The sequence below is a fragment of the Salinibacterium sp. genome (assembly GCF_031364185.1).
Lineage (GTDB): Bacteria > Actinomycetota > Actinomycetes > Actinomycetales > Microbacteriaceae > Rhodoglobus.
This window is the reverse complement of record NZ_JANLVV010000164.1, coordinates 1-1,818: the sequence shown is the minus strand read 5'-3', so window position 1 is coordinate 1,818 and position 1,818 is coordinate 1. Positions and strand designations below refer to the sequence as shown.

Below are 1,818 nucleotides of genomic sequence, written 5' to 3'. Positions count from 1 at the left end.
CCCTACATTTATGATGCGGCAGATATTTGGTCGGATGCTGCGGCGATGGCCACCCGATCGTCCTTCGTCCTCCGTCTACTGCGGAAGGTAGAACTCTTCGCGGTCGCTGGCGCGACTGGTGCGGTGACTATCTCGCAGGGGGTCGTCGACCGATTTCGCGAACTCGGGAGTCGCACCCCTTCACCGTCGTCGGTTTCGGCGCCGACACCACAGTCTTCGGCTATGCCGAGGCGACGGGCGCACACGATAGTCCCTATTTCGTCTACGCGGGCAGTTACTCGGAGTGGCACGGAGCGGACATCTTCATCGATGCCTTCGCGATCTTCCTCCCGCAGCATCCCGAATATCGGCTGCTCTTCATCGGGAACGGAAGCGAGCGAGCGAGACTGACAGCGCGAGCTGCCGAACTGGCGCCGGACCGAGTCGAGTTTCGAGACCCTGTATCGGCGGCGCACCTCGCGCCGATTCTGCACGACGCTGTTGCGTCGCTGGCAAGCCTCCACCCTGATGCCGACTACGACTATGCCTTCACCTCTAAGGTGTACTCGTCGCTAGCCTCCGGCTGTCCTACGGTATTCGCAGGCCCCGGCCCGACCGGCCCATTCCTGATAGCCGCTGGGCAATCACATCGTGCCGGCGCCGTCGCCGATTACAACCCAGAGGCTGTCGCCCGCGCCCTCGAATCGATGGCAGAAAATCCTCTGACCCCCCCGGAACGAAGCAGCCTCGCCGCCTGGACTGCCGAGCATCATTCGCTCGACACCATGGCAGACCGGGTTGTAAGCGTCGTCGAGAACTCGCGGGGATCGGCACCTCGATGACCTCGTTTCGCAGGGCAGCGTTTCGAGTCATGTCCGCGATGGTACGCAACCGTCGTCGTCTTCCCCAATGGATGAACCGCCTGATCGACTCCGTAGCGAAGAATCCGGATGGGCTTGCTGGACGTATTGCGTCGCGCGCACTCGGAGCACACAACCCGTCGTCGATTCCCGCGGCTACTGATGCGCCAGGCACTCCGGTCCGGGTGTACATCGGGCCGACCAACTATGCCGGCCAGGCCTATCGCTGGGCAAGAGCACTCGAGGCATCCGACCCTGGACTCGGCGCGCGCAATATGGCGGTGGAGCTCCCGGGTGGATTCGGCTTCGCCGCCGACACCACGGTACCCGTAGCGGTATACAACGCCTCGAGGGCATGGCAACATAGCGAACTCGATGCCGTGCGCAAGTTTACGCACGTTCTCTATGAGGCCGAACGGCCGTTGTTCGGCTCGTTGTTCGACCGCGACGTGGGCCGAGAGCTCGCGGCGCTCGACAATGCGGGAATCTCCAGCGCGTTCCTCGCCCATGGCACCGATGTGCGGTCACCGCAGCGGCATGTGGATCGCACACCGTGGTCGCCGTTCGCCGAGACATCCGATCTCACGAAGCTCACTCAGCGCGAGGTCGATGCCAACCTGGAACTGCTCGCGCGTGAGAGCCGACCGATCTTTGTCTCTACGCCGGACCTGCTCTTCGACCTGCCGAGCGCGCACTGGTGCCCCGTTGTCGTCGACGCCCCTCGTTGGCATAGTGGCCGCCCGCTGCTCAGCGCAGAAGCCTTCGTCGTGGCGCATATCCCCAGCATGGCGTCGATGAAGGGCACCGAATTCGTCGATCCGCTTCTTCAGGCGCTCGTGGAGAACGGAGTCGTCGAGTACCGCCGGCTGCACGCGATCCCGGCCGCGGATATGCCACATCATATTGGAGATGCCGATGTGATTCTGGACCAGTTTCGGGTTGGCTCCTACGGCGTCGCGGCGTGCGAAGCCATGGCGGC

Annotated in this window: 1 protein-coding gene and 1 pseudogene; both read left to right on the top strand. The window is 63.5% G+C overall.

Going from position 1 to position 1,818, the window contains the following annotated elements; translation table 11 throughout:
- Window positions 1-26 precede the first annotated feature (26 nt).
- Window positions 27-821, top strand: a complete 795-nt coding sequence (locus RMN95_RS07355; protein WP_309616286.1) for a glycosyltransferase — start codon at window positions 27-29, stop codon at window positions 819-821.
- Window positions 822-892: 71 nt separating this feature from the next.
- A pseudogene (locus RMN95_RS07350) lies at window positions 893-1,818 on the top strand (hypothetical protein); the annotation flags it as partial.